The organism is Polynucleobacter sp., from assembly GCF_044342855.1.
Lineage (GTDB): Bacteria > Pseudomonadota > Gammaproteobacteria > Burkholderiales > Burkholderiaceae > Polynucleobacter.
In genome coordinates this window covers 21,539-40,393 of the sequence record NZ_JBIIPA010000009.1, presented here as the reverse complement: position 1 = coordinate 40,393, position 18,855 = coordinate 21,539, and the positions used below count along the sequence as shown (strand labels likewise).

Below are 18,855 nucleotides of genomic sequence, written 5' to 3'. Positions count from 1 at the left end.
CTTTAAAGATTGATTTAGCTAAATGTCTTGAATTATTTTCTGGCGCAAGGAAAGCGTGCTGCCAAGAAGCCCAAGAAAACACCTGATGCTGGTTTATCAGCAGTTTGTTGGTTGGTTTGAGCGAATTTTACAAAGTCAGCAATAACTTCGTCACGTGACGGCGCTGGTTGCCTTACGCAAATGAAAGGCTTAGCGCGCTGTGGATGACGTGTAGACAAATACGTGTCGTAAATAGCTGTTGTGTAGCCTACGCAAAAGCTACGGGATTCCGGGTTAGCTGGCAATTTACAAACGTTCACAAGCTCTTGTGTGCTCAGTACTTGAACTTTTTCTTGAGCTTGTACTAAGCCAGAAAATGCGCCTAAAGCTGCCAATAGAACTAAAACTTTTTTCATGGGTTCTCCCTTGGGGGTATGTAAATTTGATAATAAACCATATTGAGGGCATTAAATTGCACTAAATGGGTGCATTCATGCCCAAATTCGGTCTTTCTATTCCCCATAATGATGCAAAAAACATAGGGGGTATTTCAGTGGAAACTTTGAAATCAGGAAGCGATGTCTTATTTATTTTGCTTGGCGCCATCATGGTGCTGGCCATGCATGCGGGGTTTGCATTCTTAGAACTTGGGACCGTTCGTAAAAAGAACCAAGTCAATGCTTTGGTCAAAATCCTAGTCGACTTTGCGGTGTCAACCATTGCTTATTTCTTTATTGGTTTCAGCATTGCCTACGGCGTAGATTTTTTCTCTGGCGCAGAATTGTTGGCTGAGAAAAATGGCTATGAATTGGTTAAATTCTTTTTCTTGCTGACCTTTGCTGCTGCTATTCCAGCAATTATCTCTGGCGGTATTGCTGAGCGTGCGAAGTTCAATCCTCAATTAATTGCCACTTTTATTCTGGTTGGCTTCATCTACCCCTTCTTTGAAGGTATTGTCTGGAATTAGCATTACGGCATCCAAGCCTGGATCAAATCACTTACTGGTGAAGAGTTTCATGACTTCGCAGGATCGGTTGTAGTACACGCGGTTGGTGGTTGGATCGCATTGCCAGCAATCATTCTTTTGGGGGCACGTCGTGGTCGCTATACCAAAGATGGCAACGTTGCAGCTCATCCACCTTCAAGCATTCCGTTCTTGGCGTTGGGTGCTTGGATTTTGGCGGTAGGTTGGTTCGGATTTAACGTCATGAGTGCACAGACTATTGATAAGGTCAGTGGCTTGGTGGCAATGAATTCCTTGATGGCGATGGTTGGTGGCACTTTGGCTGCATGGGTCATCGGTCGTAACGATCCGGGCTTTACGTATAACGGCCCTTTAGCTGGCTTGGTGGCAGTTTGCGCAGGATCAGATTTAATGCACCCCATGGGCGCCTTAGTGGTTGGCTTAATTGCTGGCGCTCTCTTTGTATATATGTTCACCTTGGTGCAAAACCGCTGGAAGATTGACGATGTATTGGGTGTGTGGCCTCTTCATGGTCTATGCGGTTTGTGGGGTGGACTGGCGGCAGGCATCTTTGGCGCAAAAGCGCTCGGCGGTATTGGTGGCGTGACTTTCTTGGGTCAGTTAATTGGAAGTGGCTTAGGAGTTGCTATTGCGCTTGTTAGTGGATTTGTGGTCTATGGATTGCTCAAGGCTGTTTTAGGCATCCGGATGTCACAAGAGGAAGAGTTTGAAGGTGCTGATTTGAGTATTCACCGGATTTCCTCAACGCCAGATCGTGAGCCTAACTGGTAGGCTTTATTAAATATAGCCATTACCTATAATGGATCATGGCTATATTTGAACTAGATGGAAATGCTCCCCGCTTAGACGAGGGAGCTTGGGTTGCCGAGAGCGCGGAAGTTATCGGCAGTGTTGAGCTGCATAAAAATGTGAGCGTGTGGCCCAAGGTAGTGATCCGTGGCGATAACGATCTGATTCAAATTGGCGAGGGCAGCAATGTGCAAGATGCTTCAATTTTGCACACTGACCCTGGCTATCCTCTCCTCATTGGCAAGAATGTCACCGTTGGTCACCAAGTCATGTTGCATGGTTGCCGTATTGGCGATGGCAGCTTAATTGGTATTGGTGCTGTGATTTTGAATGGCGCCAAAATCGGTAAAAACTGTTTAGTGGGCGCTGGCGCATTAGTTACCGAGGGTAAAGAATTTCCGGATGGCTCAATGATTTTGGGTTCACCTGCCAAGGCGGTAAAGACGTTAACTCCAGAGCAGATTGCTGGCATTGAAGATATTGCTGGTCGTTATGTCAAAAATGCACAGCGCTACCAGCAGACTCTGAAGAAAATTGCTTGATTTAAAAAAGCGCGCTTAAATTGCTCTACGTCTTCAATGTTGTCTTTCCGGTATTTGCCCTCATTCTGATTGGCTATATTTGTGGGCGAACAGGCAAATTAGGTGAAAGCGCATCCATTGAATTAAATCGCTTTGTAGTGTGGCTCGCCTTGCCTGCGCAGTTATTTCATTTTGCTTCTAGTAGTACTTGGCAAACGCTCTGGCAGCCAGGATTCATCACTGCTTTTTTTCTGAGTTGCTTGGCGGTATTCATTCTTGTCTTAGTAATTAGCTGGTTGCGCAATCGAGATTTAGTGGCTGCAAGTTTTTCAGGTTTGAGTGCGTCTTACTCCAACACGGGATATATGGGTATTCCGCTCTGTGTTCTAGCGCTTGGTCAGGATGGTTTAGCGCCAGCAATCATTTCTACTTTTATTGTGTTTGTGATGTTTGCTATAGCAACCGCCCTTATTGAGGTTGGCATACAGTCTCACAAAAAATCCCATGAAATTGTTTGGAGTGTTTTGAAGTCGCTGTGCACTAATCCATTATTGCTTGCACCTGTAGCGGGTTTAGTATGGTCATCTAGGGATTTGGTTTTATATGATCCATTAGAGCAAGTAATTTCTTTCTTGGCTGCAGCTGCAACACCTTGCGCATTAGTTTCTATTGGACTTTTTTTGATGCAAAAGGAAAAGTCAGCTCCGCAAGAGGCATGGGGTGTTAGTTTTGCAAAATTGATTATTCAGCCATTCATTGCCTGGTTTATAGCTGGACCAATCTTGGATTTGCCTGAATTGTGGATAAGTGCAGTGGTAATACTAGCAGCGCTTCCCACCGGTACGGGACCATTTATGTTGGCGCAGTACTACAGCGCAGATGGCCGAATGATTTCTCGAGTGGTGCTTTTAACCACAATTGGTTCTTTGTTAACACTGTCTTTATTCTTGTGGTGGAGCAAGGGGGTTTGATCCTTCCGCAGCAATTTGCTTTTCCCAAGAAGCGTCAATAAATGCTGGTAGCGTCATGCACTCATTAAAAATTTTCATCACAGTCGGATAAGCTTCCATAGTCATCTTTGCGCTGAGCGCATTAAAGATTTGCGGTACCAAGCAGATATCAATTAAGCCGGGTTGATTGCCATAAGCAAAGCGACCCGCTCTGGGGTCCGAGCCCAATTGTTTTTCTAAGCTGGTTAAGCCTAGGGTCATCCAGTGTTGATTCCAGTTATCTTTCGCCTCCATACCGAGACCTAATTGTCTGATTAAGTAGCGCAACACTCGTACATTGCCAAGTGGGTGAACATCAATCGCGATATCCATCGCTACTGCGCGCACCCATGCTCGATCGATTGGAGACTGGGGAAGTAGCGGCGGGCTTGCTTGAATCTCTTCAAGGTATTCAATGATGGCCAGAGATTGGTGAATGGTGTGAGTGCCATCGCTATACAGAGGCACTAAGCGATTGGGGTTTTTCTTGACATAGTCCGGAGAAGATTGTTCGCCACCACTCTTAAGGAGGTGCACAGGAATCACTTCGTAATCAAGCCCCTTTAAGTTCAGAGCAATGCGCACCCGAAAGGCCGCTGAGCTACGTCAAAAGCTATAGAGCTGAGTTTTCATGAGGGATTCCTTAATGACATTTGCCCTCAGTATATTAAGGACTTCATTGATTGGCTGGTGTCGGTGATTTAGACTAGACACTATGGATCAAATTAATTTCTGGATTGGCATTATTGCCACCATCGCATTTGCGGTAACGGGTGTTCTGGCTATTGCTGATAGAGGCGTGGATCTTTTTGGTGTCCTGGTTCTAGGGGTGATTACCGCCATTGGCGGTGGAACTCTACGTGACATCATTCTAGATGTGCCTGCTTTTTGGTCCATTGCGCAAATTTATATTTGGGTTGCATTGGGTGCATGCATTATTACTTTCGTGGCGGAATCTTTTTTTACGCAGCCACAGATTTATCGCTGGATACTTTACATCGATGGCCTGGGCGCTGCTTTGTTTGGAATTCAGGGAGTCGATAAGGCTTGGAACTTAGGATTTGGGCTGCCAGTAGCGCCAGTAATCTTGGGAGTGGTTACTGCGATTGGTGGTGGCTTGTTGCGCGATATCTTGGCGGGTAGAAAAACCTTACTCATGTCACATGAGCTATATGCAATACCCGTTACTTTGGGTTGCTGTATCTATATCTTGATTTTAAATTTCTCCCCTGAGTACACGCTCGAGGGGTCGGTGATTTGTATGCTCGCCATTTTTGGATTACGCGCAGCTGCCATTTACTGGGATCTGCGCGTACCCAAATTATTTATTACTAAAACGCGCTAACAGCACCATCACTCCGTGGATCCCAGCCGCCATGCAGCGTGCCAGATGGATCGCGAATAATGCAGCCCGCGTGTCCAACCGTTTCATCAAAGGCATCGAGCATCTCAATTTCATGACCTAAGGCATGAAGTTCTTTTGCCACCCAAGGACTAAAGCGCGACTCCAACTTTAAGCTGTCGCTTGTTTGACCCCAAGTTCTGCCAAGCAACCAACGTGGACGGCTAATGGCATCTTGAGGATCAAGGCCATAGGTTGCTGTCCGAGTAAAGACTGCACATTGTGTTTGGGGTTGGCCATCGCCACCCATCGTGCCATACACCATAGACCGGCCATCCTTAAATAAAGCCATTGCAGGATTTAATGTATGGAATGGTTTGCGATAGGGTTCAAGGTGATTGAGCGTCTTCGGATCAAGCGAGAAGCTGCATCCGCGGTTCTGCCAGTTCACTCCAGACTTAGGTAGCACAATGCCGGCACCAAACTCGTGATAAATACTTTGAATGAATGAAACACAATTTCCATCACCATCAACTACACCCATCCAAATAGTATCGGCTGGGCCTTTGCCCTGACCCCAAGGTAAAGCCTTTTCAGGGTCAATATTTTTTGCTAGCTTCTTTAAAAAAGCGGGGGACAAGAAAGATTGCGCATGCTTGGTCATGTAAGCAGGATCAGTTACATATTTATCTCTGACCATGAAGGCTTGCTTAGTAGCTTCAACGCAGTGATGAACATATTCAGCGCTATCCACTTTGAAGCGCTTGAGATTGAGTTGATCCAATATTCCGATGATCATTAAGGACACTACACCCTGGGTTGGTGGCGTCATGTTGTACACATTACCCATGCTGTGTTTCAGCTCAAGCGGGTCAATGAGTTTGGCTTGGTGGCGATGAAGGTCGGCGAGTCTGAGTGGACTCCCAATGTCTGTGAGTTCTTTGGCGATGAGATCGGCCAAGTCGCCGCGGTAGTAATCCTCGGTCCCTTTGCGAGAAATTTGGCGCAAGGTTTTTGCAAGACGCTCTTGCTTAAAGATGCTGCCCACTTCAGGTGCTTGACCATTTACTAAGAATGTTTCGGCAAATCCTGGGATGTCTTGCAACTCACCCTGTTTTTTGGCGGTAAGGCTCGATTGGCTAAATGTCACGGGTACGCCGGCTTCAGCATAGTGAATCGCATCGGCTAGCAAGCGGGATAAAGGAAGCTTTCCACCCAAACCTTGTTTTGAAAGTTGCTGTGCCGCCCCCCAGCCGGAAATGGTGCCAGCCACGGTATTGGCTGCAACGGCTCCTCGGAAGGGGATAGCCTTTGTGATACCCCGCTCTGCATACCACTGCTTGGTTGCTAGGCCAGCTGCTGCACCGCAGGCGTCAATTCCACCCATAGCCTTACCAGGGGAGTGAATCACCCAGAAAGAGTCTCCACCAATAGAGTTCATGTGGGGATATACGACTGCGATTGTTGCTGCTGCAGCGATCATGGCTTCTAGGGCATTTCCACCCTCTTTTAAAACTGCTAACGCAGATTCGGACGCCAAAGAATGTGGTGCCACTGCCATGCCCCGAATACCCCATTTTTGCTGCATGCTGATTTCTCCGTTGAAGTTTTTTATTATTTATATTGAGGCTCTATTAGAGCGAATTTTGTAGTCTATATAAATAGAGTGTGCACTTTAATAGGGCGTGTTGCTCAATCTGTGTATTTGGGGCTATGCACCTTAAATTGTTGTTTAGACCCCATCTAATTGCTAAATTCTCGGGAAAACCCCGAGCCAATTTGATGGGGAGTTACCCTAACTAGTGGATTTCTTTGATTTTTTTCAAAGCATAATCGACTCGTTGTTTTTTATTTCAATAAAAATAGTTAGGAGCTACTGATGTCAACATCAACCAAAGCAGCCCCAATGACCGCTGAAGAGCGCAAAGTTATTTTTGCTTCCTCTTTAGGTACGGTTTTTGAGTGGTACGACTTTTATCTTTACGGTTCATTGGCCGCCGTTATCGCCAAGCAATTCTTCTCAGGCTTAGATGCTGGCTCAGCCTTCATTTTCGCTTTACTAGCGTTTGCTGCCGGTTTTATCGTTCGCCCATTTGGCGCTTTGGTATTCGGTCGCTTAGGTGACTTAATTGGTCGTAAATACACCTTCTTGGTGACGATCCTGTTGATGGGTGGTGCAACCTTCATCGTGGGTATTCTTCCTAACTACGCCACTATCGGTGTTGCTGCTCCTGTGATCTTGATCGCATTGCGTATGCTCCAAGGTTTGGCATTGGGCGGTGAGTACGGTGGCGCTGCAACATACGTTGCTGAGCATGCTCCTCATGGCAAGCGCGGTGCGTACACATCATGGATTCAGACAACAGCTACTCTTGGCTTGTTCTTGTCCTTGCTCGTGATTTTGTTCACACGTGAATTCACTGGCGCAGACTTTGACGTTTGGGGTTGGCGCGTTCCTTTCATCGCTTCTGTCGCATTGTTGGCGGTCTCTGTATGGATTCGTTTGTCCATGAATGAGTCACCAGCTTTCAAGAAGATGAAAGAAGAAGGCAAATTGTCTAAAGCTCCTTTGACAGAGTCATTCGGTCAATGGAAGAACTTGAAGATTGTTATCTTGGCATTGTTTGGTCTGGTTGCAGGTCAAGCGGTGGTTTGGTACACAGGCCAGTTCTACGCTTTGTTCTACCTCACCCAAGTGTTGAAAGTAGATCCTAAGGCTGCGAACTTGTTGATTGCTGCTTCTTTGGTAATCGGCACACCATTCTTCGTAGTATTCGGTAGCCTATCCGACAGGATTGGTCGTAAGGTAATCATCATGGCTGGCCTGTTGTTTGCCATCATTTTGTACATCCCTAATACTCCAGTTTCCTTGTTTAACGGCTTAACCCACTTTGCTAACCCAGCATTGGAAAAGGCAATGGCAACTGCACCAGCAACTATTACTGCTGATGTGAATGAATGTACATTCCAGTTCAACCCAACGGGCACTGCAAAGTTCACCAGCTCTTGCGACATTGCAAAGCAGGTGATGGCTTCTAACTCTGCGAGCTACTCAACAATTGCTGGTCCAGCTGGTGGTACTGCTGTTGTGAAGATTGGCGATACAGAGATTCAAGGTTACTCCGCTAAAGGTATGGCTCCAGCCGATGCGAAAGCAAAAGATGCAGAATTTAAGAAAGCAATTCGCGAGGCATTGAATGCTGCTGGCTATCCTGCAAAGGCTGATTCTGCTGCAATCAATTACCCTGCAGTTCTTGGTATCTTGGTAATTTTGGTGATCTTGGTAACCATGGTTTATGGCCCAATCGCGGCGATGTTAGTTGAGATGTTCCCAACTCGCATTCGTTATACCTCTATGTCCTTGCCATACCACATTGGTAACGGTTGGTTCGGTGGCTTGTTGCCAACGATTTCCTTCGCCTTGGTAGCGCAAAACGGTAACATTTACTACGGTCTCTGGTACCCAATCATCATCGCTGCGATGACATTGGTAATCGGTGTACTGTTTGTTAAAGAAACTAAAGACGTAGATATCTACGCTAAAGACTAAGCTTTACTAGTCTGCTTCAAAAACTAAACCCGACCACTATGTGGTCGGGTTTTTTTATTACCAGAAATTAATTACAACGATTAATCCCAAAGATTTTTCTGATTGCCGCGATTAAAGAGTGCTTGATTTTGATCAGCGATGGAGGTCAGTCGTTGACCGGGTGGTACTTGGATTTCAGTGCCTGCTGAAAGCGCACCAGTTTGATTGACGCGAAGATACCACCCGCTAAATCCTGATTGCAGCATGGCTTTAGCTGCGCCTTTGTAGCCCATCTTGGCGTTGAACTTAAAGCAGGGCTCGCGGAGTTTGACTACGGTAAATTGAAGATCGCCAATCTGCATTTGATCCCCAACAAATATCTCAGTTTCAAGCAAACCTTCGATTGTGAAATTTTCACCGAAAGCGCCTAGCGGAAGATCAATTGATCTTTTGGTTTCGCGCGTAAGCAATGCATTCCAAAAAGCGTAGTGCTCTATTGGATAGACGTAAATGGCTTTCTCTATTCCGCCGTGTACCGATGGGTCCGCTTGCTCATCGCCTAAAACTCCTAGTCGAGTGATTTCCACTGGAGCAGGGGATGCAAGAGTGCTAACAGGTAGTTTGTTAATAGCTGAGGCTACTAAAGAATAGTTCGGGTGATGAGACCCAAATAGCGGCATTACTTTGCCTGAAGATATAGAGAGAAGTCGCATATGTGTAGATGGCTGATAAGATGAAATGATCAAACCAAGAAAGTAAATGATGCATCTTTATAGATTATTAGTGCTAGCAATTCTTTGTGCGCTTGCCAGCCCAACTGCATTCGCCAAGTGGGATGAGGAACGGGATGTCACCGCCAACGGCAAGGATGAGTTGGTTTATTACTTCAAGACCAATGACCAGGGGCAAAAGTTGGTTTTAGATAAGTATGTGAAGCGCCTGATTTTTATTCAGTCTGACCGTCTACATAAGCGCACTATCCGGCTGATTAAGGTTGATGGACAGCCTATTGAGGTGATGAGCGACCCCTTTTCACACTTTCCAGAGCAAACAGCCATTGTTTTTGAAAACAAGGATGAGGTTCTGAAAAAGCTCTTTCTGGCCAAGAAAATCGAGGTTTTTATACGCTACAACCGGGATGAGGCGGTGAGCGTATTTCAAATTAAGTAGTTCGAGCCCTTTGGTTTAGACAGAAGGCGTCTGATCATTTACAATTGTTAGTTCGGCGATTTAGCTCAGTTGGTTAGAGCGATGGAATCATAATCCACAGGTCCGGGGTTCGAATCCCTGAATCGCCACCAAATCAAGAGGCCATTGCCCACCGGCAGTGGCCTTTTTCTTAGGTAATTTGCTTAGGCTCGATCGATGGCTAAATTTTGGAACTTCGTCTTTTTCCAGGCCGGTTGGTTTGCATGTGTTTTGGGTGCAGCCAGCAAGCAGGTCTTTTGGGCCGTTTTAGCCACATTAGCTTATGTCGCCTTCACTATTTGGTGTCACCATGCTCCCAAATTGGCCCTGAGGCTCCTTGGCAAGGTCTTGGTTTACGGAATAGCTGCCGACACCATCATCATGCACCTGGGGTATCTTGATTTTCAGGATGACTGGCCCTCCCCATATTTATCACCCCTTTGGATGTGGGTTTTATGGGTACTGGTTGGCGGCACGATTAATGGCTCCCTGTCATGGTTAAGGGGCAGACCTGTTTTAGGCTTCATTTTGGGGGCTATCTGCGGACCAATGTCCTATGAGGCTGGTATTCGTATGGGCGCTGGGGGCTGGGGTGCTGGCAGTCAGACCACTGGCTTTATCTTGGTTGGGCTTGTTTGGGGCATTGCTATCCCCCTATTTTTCTACTGGGATCGCATCTCAATCAAGGATGGCCTAGTAAAAAATCCGTAAATTCCTTTAAAAAGCCGCTTGCAAATAGTACTGTTTTTATATACAGTAACTTCTGAGTTGTTGAAAAGCACGAAAACTACGGGAAATAGCCCAATACATAGCGAAAAGGAATTAAAAAATGGCCTTGGATGATAAGAAAAAATCAGCCTCATCAGAGTTTGACGGCATGAGCGGAGACAAGCAAAAGGCATTAACTGCAGCCTTGGCGCAAATTGAGAAGCAATTTGGCAAGGGCTCAATCATGAGATTGGGCGATGCAGAGATTCATCAAGATATTCAGGTAGTGTCTAGCGGTTCATTGGGTTTAGACATTGCACTTGGAGTTGGTGGTTTGGCACGTGGGCGCGTGATTGAGATTTACGGCCCAGAATCTTCAGGTAAGACAACATTAACTTTGCATGCGATTGCCGAGATGCAAAAGATTGGCGGAACTTGCGCCTTTATTGATGCAGAGCATGCTTTAGATGTTCAGTACGCTTCACGCTTAGGTGTGGACGTTAATAATTTATTGATCTCCCAGCCCGATACTGGCGAGCAAGCATTGGAAATTGCTGATGCTTTAGTGCGTTCAGGCTCCATCGATTTAATCGTCATTGACTCTGTAGCTGCCTTGGTTCCAAGGGCGGAGATCGAAGGCGATATGGGTGATTCATTGCCTGGCCTGCAGGCCCGTCTGATGAGCCAAGCCTTGCGTAAGTTGACTGGCGCGATCAAGCGCACCAATACAACAGTCATCTTTATTAACCAGATTCGTATGAAGATTGGTGTGATGTTTGGTTCCCCTGAAACCACTACCGGCGGTAATGCGCTCAAGTTTTACGCTTCTATGCGTTTAGATATTCGTCGTATCGGTAGCATCAAGAAGGGTGATGAAATTGTTGGTAACGAGACTCGTGTGAAGGTCGTGAAGAACAAGGTATCCCCACCATTCCGCGAAGCAATCTTTGACATCATGTATGGCGCTGGAATTTCCCGAGAAGGTGAAATTATTGATATGGGTGTTGAAGCCGATATCGTTGAAAAATCAGGTTCTTGGTACGCTTATAACGGTGATCGTATTGGCCAAGGAAAAGATAATGTGCGTGAGTTCTTAAAAGAAAATCCAGCCATTGCCCAAGATATTGAAGCGAAGATTCGTGCCAAGTTAGGCGTGAAGGCTGGAACCGCTGTCATCAGCGATGTTTTGAGTGAAGAAGAGGAAGCGTAATTCTTCAATGTCAGAGCTAGATAGTACTGTTAAGAAAAGCAAGAAACAAAGCCCGAGTCTCAAAGCTCGGGCTTTGCGCCTTCTATCCATGCGAGAGTACAGCCGCAAGGGCTTGGCAGCGAAGCTTGAAGAATCTGCGGCAAGGATGCTGAAGTTTGCATCTGTCGAGGAGGATTCTGATGAGGTCGTCCAGACCATTCCACTGGCTGTCCAAATTGAGGCTGTTTTAGATGACTTCGAGGCTCGCGGTTGGCTCTCTGACCAACGCTTTGCCGAAGCTCTGGTTCGGCGCCGTAGCGAGCGGTTTGGCACCCGAAAAATACAAGATGAGCTCGCTCAGGCTGGGGTTGATAGCTCAAAGACGGCAGATTTACTCAAGAATCTCAAAGAAACTGAATACCAACGTGCTCATGAGCTGTGGCTACGTAAATTCGGGACTTTAGCAACAGAACAGAAGGAGCGGGCGCGCCAGTACCGTTTTTTGGCCTCCAAAGGCTTCAGTTCGGGCGTGGTGTCTAAGGTGGTAGCCGGGCGTCCTGATTAGGGGAATTACGGAGCCAATAGGCGCTGTTGCCGCATTGCCGCATTGCAGCATTGCAGCATGATAGACTTATGGAGTCGGTCAAGCCGCTCAAATTTATTCTAATTAATACAATCAATTTAATTATTGAGTGACTATGAGCTTAAGGCAAAACCAGTTTTACTAATCCTCATCGCTTGCTAAAAAAGATACCGTTTCGGGAGTAATAATGAAAATTCATGAGTACCAAGGCAAAGAATTACTACGCCAATTTAATGTGCCAGTTCCAAACGGCATTCCTGCATTTAGTGTTGATGAGGCAATTAAAGCTGCCGAAAAGCTAGGCGGCCCAGTATGGGTTGTTAAGGCGCAAATTCATGCGGGCGGTCGCGGTAAAGGCGGCGGCGTGAAATTGGCTCGCAGCATGGACGAAGTGAAAAAATACGCTTCTGAAATTTTGGGCATGCAGTTGAAGACGCATCAAACTGGTCCAGAAGGTCAAAAAGTAAACCGCCTCCTAATCGAAGACGGCGCTGATATCAAAAAAGAGTACTACTTCAGTATTGTTACGGACCGTGGCACACAAAAGAATGTGATCATGGCATCCAGCGAAGGTGGTATGGACATTGAAGAGGTTGCAGAATCTCACCCAGAAAAAATTATTAAAGTGTTCGTTGATCCATTGATTGGTTTGACGGATGCGGATTGCCAGATCATTGCAAAAGGTATTGGGGTTCCAGATGCTTCTATTCCGATGGCAAGCGATGTCTTCAAGAATTTGTACAAGACCTATTGGGAAACCGATGCTTCTTTGGTTGAAATCAACCCATTGATTCTTGAAGGTAACGGCAAGATCAAGGCGCTTGACGCTAAATTCAATTTCGATCCAAATGCTTTGTACCGTCATCCAGAAATCGTGGCTTACCGCGATATCGATGAAGAGGATGCAGCTGAGATCGAAGCTTCTAAATTTGACTTGGCTTACATTTCACTCGACGGCAACATTGGTTGCTTAGTGAATGGTGCTGGCTTGGCAATGGCTACGATGGATACCATTAAGTTGTTTGGCGGCGAGCCAGCAAACTTCTTGGACGTTGGTGGTGGCGCTACTGCAGAGAAGGTTACTGAAGCGTTCAAGATCATGCTCAAGAACAAGAGCGTTGAAGCAATTCTGGTCAATATTTTCGGCGGCATTATGCGTTGCGACGTGATCGCTGATGGCGTAGTTACTGCATGTAAAGCGGTGAACTTGACTGTACCTTTGGTTGTGCGCATGAAGGGTACCAATGAGGAGTTGGGCAAGAAGATTCTTGCAGACTCTGGCTTGCCAATCATTAGCGCCGATTCAATGGCAGAAGCTGCTACTAAGGTAGTTGCTGCTGTTGCGAAAAATAAATAATCAAGGAACTTCAATATGTCTATTTTGGTAAATAAAAATACTAAAGTAATTACTCAAGGTATTACTGGTAAGACTGGCCAATTCCACACTGAGAAGTGTCAGGAATACGCAAACGGCATGAACTGTTTTGTAGCTGGTGTAAATCCTAAAAAAGCAGGCGAGTCTATTTTCAATATTCCAATTTATGGAACCGTTAAAGAAGCCGCTCAGCAAACTGGCGCTACTACTTCTGTGATTTATGTTCCGCCTCCTGGCGCGGCTGCTGCAATTTGGGAAGCTGTTGAAGCTGACCTTGATTTTGTTATTTGTATTACTGAAGGCATTCCAGTCAAGGATATGTTGGAAGTGCGCAACAAGATGACTGCAAAAGAAGCTGCTGGCGGCAAGAAGACTTTGTTGCTTGGACCAAATTGCCCTGGAATCATTACTCCAGATGAAATCAAAATCGGCATCATGCCTGGCCATATTCATAAAAAGGGCCGTATCGGTGTAGTTAGCCGTTCTGGCACCTTGACTTATGAAGCGGTTGGTCAATTGACAGCCATTGGCCTAGGTCAGTCCACAGCGGTAGGTATCGGTGGTGACCCAATTAATGGTTTGAAGCACATTGATATCATGCGTATGTTCAATGAAGATCCGGATACAGATGCCGTCATCATGATCGGTGAAATCGGTGGACCGGATGAAGCTGAAGCAGCTCGCTGGTGCAAAGCCAATATGAAGAAGCCGGTTGTTGGCTTTATCGCTGGTGTAACAGCGCCTCCTGGAAAGCGTATGGGCCATGCTGGCGCATTGATTTCTGGTGGAGCAGATACAGCGGATGCCAAGCTTGCCGTCATGGAAGAATGTGGCTTTAAAGTAACAAGAAATCCATCAGAAATGGCAGCATTACTTAAAGCCATGTTGTAATTGCGTTCAAGGAAAAGGGTGCTAATTTGCATCCTTTTTCGTAGTACCTGTGGTTAAAACATAAAAATATAAGAGGATGACATGGAGTTTTTAACAATGCTAGATTGGTCTGTCGTTGCGCAGATCATCTTGATCGATATTCTATTGGGCGGTGATAACGCAGTAGTCATTGCTTTAGCTTGCAGAAATTTACACCCAAATCAGCGTCGTAAAGGCATCTTGTGGGGAACAGCAGGCGCAATTATTTTGCGTATTGTGCTGGTTGCCTTCGCAGTCACTTTGCTGCAAATTCCTTTCTTGAAGTTTGTTGGCGCTATTGCACTGCTGTGGATTGGTTACAAGTTGATGGTGGATACAGGTGGTGAAGAGGGTCATGATCTTCATGCGCCAGATAAGTTATTTGCAGCCATCAAGACCATCATCATTGCAGATATCGTCATGAGTCTTGATAACGTTCTAGCGATTGCTGGTGCTGCCGGTCAAGTGGACGATCAAGCTCATCAGCTTGGCTATATTGTTTTTGGTTTATTAGTTTCTGTACCACTCATCATTGGTGGCAGCCGCATCGTTTTGTATCTAATCGATCGCTTTCCAATCATTGTTACGGCTGGTGCTGGCCTACTGGGCTGGATTGCTGGCGGTATGATGCTTTCCGATCCAGGCGTGATTAATTATTTTGGTGCTGGAGTTGAGGCCTATAGTTTGGTCGCAGGTGCTGTAGGTGCTATTGGCGTCATGGCTCTTGGAGAGCTTGTGAAGCGGAGCGGCAAAAAAGCGTAATTATTTTCTTTCGCGTTAATCAGAAAAGCCGGCCTTAAAAGCCGGCTTTTCTTATATTTGGACATCTTGAATGCGTTGGGTATAGACTGGATGATGAGGATTTTAACCCTCAGGAGCTAATGAATATGTCTACACAAGATCAGCAGCAAGAGTCTGGATTTACCTTGATTGAGGTGATGGTGGTAGTTGCCATCATCGGTATTCTGGTGGCGGTAGCCGTTCCTCAATATCAAGATTACATTGCTCGCAGCCGCATCGTAGAGGGCATGAATCTCTCTTCAAGTGCAAAGCTTGCTGTGACCGAAGCTTTTGCGAGTAGAGGTACTGTACCAATGGATGATGCAACACAGGGCTCGTTTACTTTTGTGCCAACCCGCAGTGTGAAGTTAATTGAAATCACACCATCTGGTGCTATTGCCATCGACTTTCAGAATAACGTTGCCCCAGAAAATAAAAATACATTACATCTCATTCCCACAAATGACCCAGATGCCAATGTTCCCAAGGCAATTGATTTATCCAAGCCAGAGGGATCGACTTGGGCTGGTGGATGGTCTTGCCGCTCAAGTGAAACCAATCTACTATCTCAATTACTTCCTTCAGAGTGCCGCATTACGAAGTGAGATAGTTATTACAGTACATAGGAAATTAAGCCACCCTAGGGTGGCTTAATCATTTATATCAAGTGACTAATTAATTACGCTTTCCACTCCCCAGACTTGCCACCACTTTTCTCTAGCAGGTGGACATCACCCATCACCATGCCTCTATCAACCGCTTTGGCCATATCGTAGATTGTGAGAAGGGCAACTTGGACCGCGGTGAGAGCTTCCATTTCTACACCAGTAGGGCCAGTAGTCTCAGCTCTGACTTGGCAGGTAATGCTACTAGATTCTTTATTTAGGGCAAACTCCAAGCTGACGTGGGTTAATGCCAAGGGGTGGCAAAGAGGGATCAAGTCAGAAGTCTTTTTGGATGCCTGAATGCCAGCTATGCGGGCGATGCCCAAAACATCTCCTTTTTTATGGGTGCCTGCTTCAATTATGCTAAAAGTCTCTGGGAGCATGGAGATTCTGCCTGTAGCAACGGCAATCCGATGGGTATTGGGCTTATCACCAACATTGACCATATGGGCTTGGCCGCTTGCATCAAAATGAGTTAGTTTGTTCATGGGATAAGTTTTACCATATAGGGATGCAAGTCATAAAGACACCACAAAGATCATCGCTATTTAAGCGAATTTTGGCTAGTCAGCTCATTCTGAGCCTAGCTTGGCCAAGTGCTGGTTTCGTCTATGCAGCTGGATCTGTGCCTTCCTCTGTAGCGGGTGATGTATCCGTGCAAGGTGAGTCAGATGCCTTGCAAAATTTGGGTAGAGCGGTTCAGTCACCTGATGCTCGCTCCTCAAATCTGCCGCCACGCAATACACCACCAAGCCAACCCAGTTTTGTTCTCCCGGATATGGGGGATCCTGGTGGCGATAGCTTGAGTCGCATGGATGAGAAAAAGTATGGCGAAATGATCATGCGCCAGATTCGTCCGGATCCGGATTATTCGAATGATTTACCGATCTATGACTATTTAAATCAAATGGAGCGACGCTTACTGCAGGCTGCAAAACGTCTGCAATTGGGTGGCGCTAATGAGCAGGGTAGCGGCGCCTATAACTTTGAGGTATTTGCCGTTAAAGATAGCAGTATTAATGCATTTGCATTACCTGGTGGATTTATTGGTTTTCATACGGGATTACTAGTTAGTGCCGAAACAGATTCTGAAGTAGCTTCTGTTATGGGTCATGAGACCGGTCACGTTTTACAGCGCCACTTGGCCCGTCAGATGGATAAACAAACTACCAACACAATGATTGCCCTCGCTGGCATATTGTTAGGTGCCTTAGCTGCATCACGTAATCCGGGCGTTGCTTCTGGTTTGATGCAGGGAGGTCAAGCGGTAGCGGTGAATAATCAACTCTCCTACTCTAGGGATGCCGAGCGCGAGGCTGATCGTATTGGCTTTCAGATTCTGGCAGCGAGTGGGTATGACGTCAATGGTGCTCCAGGCTTTTTCCAACGCCTACAAAAGGCGACAGGGATTATGGATAGTGGAGTGCCGTCTTATGTGCGCACCCATCCATTAACCACGGATCGTATTGCGGATATGCAAGATCGTGCTCACAATATCGCCAACAGAAATGTGCCTACGGCAGTGGAGTTTTATTTCATCAAAGCACGTGCCCGTATGGCGCAATCAGGAAGTTCTAGTCAGATGTATGACTTAAAAAATACCTTTGAAAGCTTAAGTAAACAGTCAGCTCCTGGCAAACAAATGGAAGGTTTTTATGGGCTTTCACTTGGCGCTCTGAAACAAGGTAAGTTTGATCAGGCTGCAGGTTATCTACAACAAGCACGTAACCTGGCAAATAGCGTGAGTGCGCCAGGATCACCCATACTGCGACAAAGTCTTTCTTTAGATATTACTACTTCCGAGTTGGCATTGGCCAGGGGAAAAGGTGATGAGGCTTTGCAAATTGCTCAAGCTACGTTAAAAGCTTTTCCGCAATCCTATGCTGCTGGAGCGGCGATGATGAATGCATATCTGAAACTAGGGCGCACCAATGACGCCATTACTTGGTTAAAGGCGCGTACTAGATTACAACCCAATGAGGTAGTTTGGTGGAGCATGCTTTCTAATGCTTATGACCAGGCTAAAAATGTGCCAATGCGCCATTACGCCCTGGGAGAAAAGTATGCGCTTGAAGGTGCATGGCCTTCAGCCATTGAGCAACTTAAGATTGCTAGATCTTCTGGTGGCGCAGATTTCTATCAGGCTTCTAGTATCGATGCTCGCCTTCGTGAAATGCAAAAGCAGTATCAAGAAGAATTAAAGGAGCAAGGCAAAAGTGTGCCGAGCTAATTAATTGCTTGGCGTTTTGATGAAATTAAAGCGGTTAGCTAATTCATTAGAGTGAGTAGGTTCAATCGGCAGTCGATTGCCCTTCCATTGCCAGGAGCCTCTGAAGCTACAAGCATCCTCCACCACCTTCGACTGATCTGAGAATAGATCTAAATCATGATCATGTAATAGCGCGACGGATAGAGATTCTGTTTTAGTAAATACTGCGCCATCGATTTGATCAGAGAATGATTGTTGAAATAATCCAGTGATATAGATATTGCCTTTTTCATCACTTAGGGCGCCCTGCGGTTTTATTTCTGCGCCGCACTGGGTTAATAGCTGAGGACCACTTTCGCTCGGAAAGATTCTAGCAATAAATGGCGTGGCATCTAGCGTAACAAAAACTCGTTGTGGCCCATTCTGGAAAAAATATCTACCCAAAGAGTCGTGTGCGTAATTTCTGGAGATAAATTCATTGAGGGCTACATGCCCAATCACCTTCCCGGCTAGTTGATTTGCTTGGGAAAACTCATCACGCATGCGCCATTGACCGCGACGATCAAGAGCTAGCCAGCCAAAGCAGTGTGGGACATTTGGCCACTTGATGAGTGACCGAAGAACTTGCTCATCCATGAGATGGCAGTCTAAATGGCATTTAGTTAATGCAGTCCATGTGGGGTTGAGGGCGCATCAAACATATCCTCGGTGGAATGACTGGCATGAAGATGTGCAATCCGCCAGCCTTGACTGTCTTGCAGAAGAACTAAGGTGATATTGAGAAAGAATGCCGCTTCAATTTGATCGGGTCTGATATGGACAGCTTCAGTGGTGTCGTAAACCGCAGCTCCTAAAACAGAGTGACTAATACAGGCAATCGGCTCCAAAAACAGAGCTTGCTTGGCCAAGAGGCGTTCTAGACCTTCCCGAATTTCTGCATGACCACTGAGGCGCTGGCCTTCAGGCAGTACACAGGTAATCGAGTCATCATCTAGCCAGATTGCCAAGGCCCCTTTGACGTCACGATTTTTTAAGGCGTCACGCCAAGCATCCACTACTTCATCGGCGTTATGAAAAAGTCGGGCTAGTTTTGACATGGCTTACCTTCTGTTGAT

Annotated in this window: 19 protein-coding genes, 1 tRNA gene and 2 pseudogenes; 15 read left to right on the top strand and 7 right to left on the bottom strand. The window is 46.2% G+C overall.

Going from position 1 to position 18,855, the window contains the following annotated elements; all coding sequences use genetic code 11:
• Positions 1 to 32 precede the first annotated feature (32 nt).
• Complete coding sequence (locus ACIQZ3_RS04635) at positions 33 to 395, bottom strand: Rap1a/Tai family immunity protein (protein WP_397390790.1); 363 nt, start codon at positions 393 to 395, stop codon at positions 33 to 35.
• 137 nt (positions 396 to 532) lie between these two features.
• Between ACIQZ3_RS04635 and ACIQZ3_RS04630 the strand changes: the two are divergent.
• From ACIQZ3_RS04630 to ACIQZ3_RS04620, 3 genes and pseudogenes are all read left to right on the top strand, one after another.
• Positions 533 to 1,735: pseudogene (locus ACIQZ3_RS04630) on the top strand (ammonium transporter).
• Between the two features lie 35 nt (positions 1,736 to 1,770).
• Positions 1,771 to 2,295 carry a gamma carbonic anhydrase family protein gene (locus tag ACIQZ3_RS04625; protein WP_397390788.1) on the top strand — a complete coding sequence of 175 codons (525 nt, stop codon included), beginning with the start codon at positions 1,771 to 1,773 and terminating at the stop codon, positions 2,293 to 2,295.
• Positions 2,296 to 2,315: 20 nt separating this feature from the next.
• Positions 2,316 to 3,245, top strand: coding sequence for an AEC family transporter (locus tag ACIQZ3_RS04620; protein WP_397390786.1), 930 nt, complete (start codon positions 2,316 to 2,318; stop codon positions 3,243 to 3,245).
• Here the strand turns inward: ACIQZ3_RS04620 and maiA are convergent.
• Positions 3,216 to 3,896, bottom strand: a pseudogene (gene maiA, locus ACIQZ3_RS04615) (maleylacetoacetate isomerase). The gene ACIQZ3_RS04620 and the pseudogene maiA overlap by 30 nt on opposite strands.
• Before the next feature lie 82 nt (positions 3,897 to 3,978).
• On the opposite strand from maiA, the gene ACIQZ3_RS04610 reads away from it, so the two are divergent.
• Entirely contained in the window at positions 3,979 to 4,608 is a 630-nt protein-coding gene (locus ACIQZ3_RS04610; RefSeq protein ID WP_397390784.1) for a trimeric intracellular cation channel family protein, read from the top strand.
• Here the strand turns inward: ACIQZ3_RS04610 and ACIQZ3_RS04605 are convergent.
• Positions 4,595 to 6,193, bottom strand: a complete 1,599-nt coding sequence (locus ACIQZ3_RS04605) for a gamma-glutamyltransferase family protein (RefSeq protein WP_397390782.1) — start codon at positions 6,191 to 6,193, stop codon at positions 4,595 to 4,597. The genes ACIQZ3_RS04610 and ACIQZ3_RS04605 overlap by 14 nt on opposite strands.
• Positions 6,194 to 6,484: 291 nt before the next feature.
• Between ACIQZ3_RS04605 and ACIQZ3_RS04600 the strand changes: the two genes are divergently transcribed.
• A complete protein-coding gene (locus ACIQZ3_RS04600; RefSeq protein ID WP_397390780.1) occupies positions 6,485 to 8,155 on the top strand; it encodes an MFS transporter in 1,671 nt (556 codons plus the stop codon).
• Positions 8,156 to 8,235: 80 nt separating this feature from the next.
• Here ACIQZ3_RS04600 and ACIQZ3_RS04595 read toward each other — a convergent pair whose 3' ends face one another.
• Positions 8,236 to 8,847 (bottom strand): MOSC domain-containing protein, encoded by a 612-nt coding sequence (locus ACIQZ3_RS04595; RefSeq protein WP_397390778.1) that lies wholly within the window; start codon positions 8,845 to 8,847, stop codon positions 8,236 to 8,238.
• Positions 8,848 to 8,896: 49 nt separating this feature from the next.
• Between ACIQZ3_RS04595 and ACIQZ3_RS04590 the strand changes: the two genes are divergently transcribed.
• The 9 genes from ACIQZ3_RS04590 (at position 8,897) to ACIQZ3_RS04550 (ending at position 15,471) form a co-directional block, all read left to right on the top strand.
• Positions 8,897 to 9,304 (top strand): hypothetical protein, encoded by a 408-nt coding sequence (locus tag ACIQZ3_RS04590; RefSeq protein WP_397390776.1) that lies wholly within the window; start codon positions 8,897 to 8,899, stop codon positions 9,302 to 9,304.
• A 54-nt stretch (positions 9,305 to 9,358) separates the two neighbouring features.
• Positions 9,359 to 9,435 (top strand) — tRNA-Met (locus ACIQZ3_RS04585).
• A gap of 64 nt (positions 9,436 to 9,499) precedes the next feature.
• Positions 9,500 to 10,033 (top strand): DUF2878 domain-containing protein, encoded by a 534-nt coding sequence (locus tag ACIQZ3_RS04580; RefSeq protein ID WP_397390774.1) that lies wholly within the window; start codon positions 9,500 to 9,502, stop codon positions 10,031 to 10,033.
• Positions 10,034 to 10,157: 124 nt separating this feature from the next.
• On the top strand, positions 10,158 to 11,240 hold the full coding sequence (gene recA / locus ACIQZ3_RS04575; RefSeq protein WP_397390837.1) for a recombinase RecA: 1,083 nt from the start codon (positions 10,158 to 10,160) through the stop codon (positions 11,238 to 11,240).
• A 7-nt stretch (positions 11,241 to 11,247) separates the two neighbouring features.
• Complete coding sequence (gene recX, locus ACIQZ3_RS04570) at positions 11,248 to 11,784, top strand: recombination regulator RecX (protein ID WP_397390772.1); 537 nt, start codon at positions 11,248 to 11,250, stop codon at positions 11,782 to 11,784.
• Between the two features lie 205 nt (positions 11,785 to 11,989).
• Positions 11,990 to 13,159: an ADP-forming succinate--CoA ligase subunit beta gene (gene sucC / locus ACIQZ3_RS04565; protein WP_215354929.1), complete on the top strand. Its 1,170-nt coding sequence runs from the start codon at positions 11,990 to 11,992 to the stop codon at positions 13,157 to 13,159.
• Positions 13,160 to 13,174: 15 nt separating this feature from the next.
• Entirely contained in the window at positions 13,175 to 14,068 is an 894-nt protein-coding gene (gene sucD, locus ACIQZ3_RS04560) for a succinate--CoA ligase subunit alpha (protein ID WP_397390770.1), read from the top strand.
• An 81-nt stretch (positions 14,069 to 14,149) separates the two neighbouring features.
• On the top strand, positions 14,150 to 14,848 hold the full coding sequence (locus ACIQZ3_RS04555; protein ID WP_397390768.1) for a TerC family protein: 699 nt from the start codon (positions 14,150 to 14,152) through the stop codon (positions 14,846 to 14,848).
• A 125-nt stretch (positions 14,849 to 14,973) separates the two neighbouring features.
• Positions 14,974 to 15,471 carry a pilin gene (locus ACIQZ3_RS04550; RefSeq protein WP_397390766.1) on the top strand — a complete coding sequence of 166 codons (498 nt, stop codon included), beginning with the start codon at positions 14,974 to 14,976 and terminating at the stop codon, positions 15,469 to 15,471.
• Positions 15,472 to 15,545: 74 nt separating this feature from the next.
• Here ACIQZ3_RS04550 and moaC read toward each other — a convergent pair whose 3' ends face one another.
• On the bottom strand, positions 15,546 to 16,019 hold the full coding sequence (gene moaC / locus ACIQZ3_RS04545; RefSeq protein ID WP_397390764.1) for a cyclic pyranopterin monophosphate synthase MoaC: 474 nt from the start codon (positions 16,017 to 16,019) through the stop codon (positions 15,546 to 15,548).
• Positions 16,020 to 16,090: 71 nt separating this feature from the next.
• Between moaC and ACIQZ3_RS04540 the strand changes: the two genes are divergently transcribed.
• Positions 16,091 to 17,761 (top strand): M48 family metalloprotease, encoded by a 1,671-nt coding sequence (locus tag ACIQZ3_RS04540; protein WP_397390762.1) that lies wholly within the window; start codon positions 16,091 to 16,093, stop codon positions 17,759 to 17,761.
• Here the strand turns inward: ACIQZ3_RS04540 and ACIQZ3_RS04535 are convergent, their stop codons facing one another.
• Together ACIQZ3_RS04535 and ACIQZ3_RS04530 are read right to left on the bottom strand one after the other, a co-directional pair.
• Complete coding sequence (locus ACIQZ3_RS04535) at positions 17,762 to 18,376, bottom strand: DUF2946 family protein (RefSeq protein WP_397390760.1); 615 nt, start codon at positions 18,374 to 18,376, stop codon at positions 17,762 to 17,764. It lies immediately after the preceding gene.
• A 26-nt stretch (positions 18,377 to 18,402) separates the two neighbouring features.
• Positions 18,403 to 18,837 carry a YybH family protein gene (locus tag ACIQZ3_RS04530; protein ID WP_397390758.1) on the bottom strand — a complete coding sequence of 145 codons (435 nt, stop codon included), beginning with the start codon at positions 18,835 to 18,837 and terminating at the stop codon, positions 18,403 to 18,405.
• Positions 18,838 to 18,855: the final 18 nt, after the last annotated feature.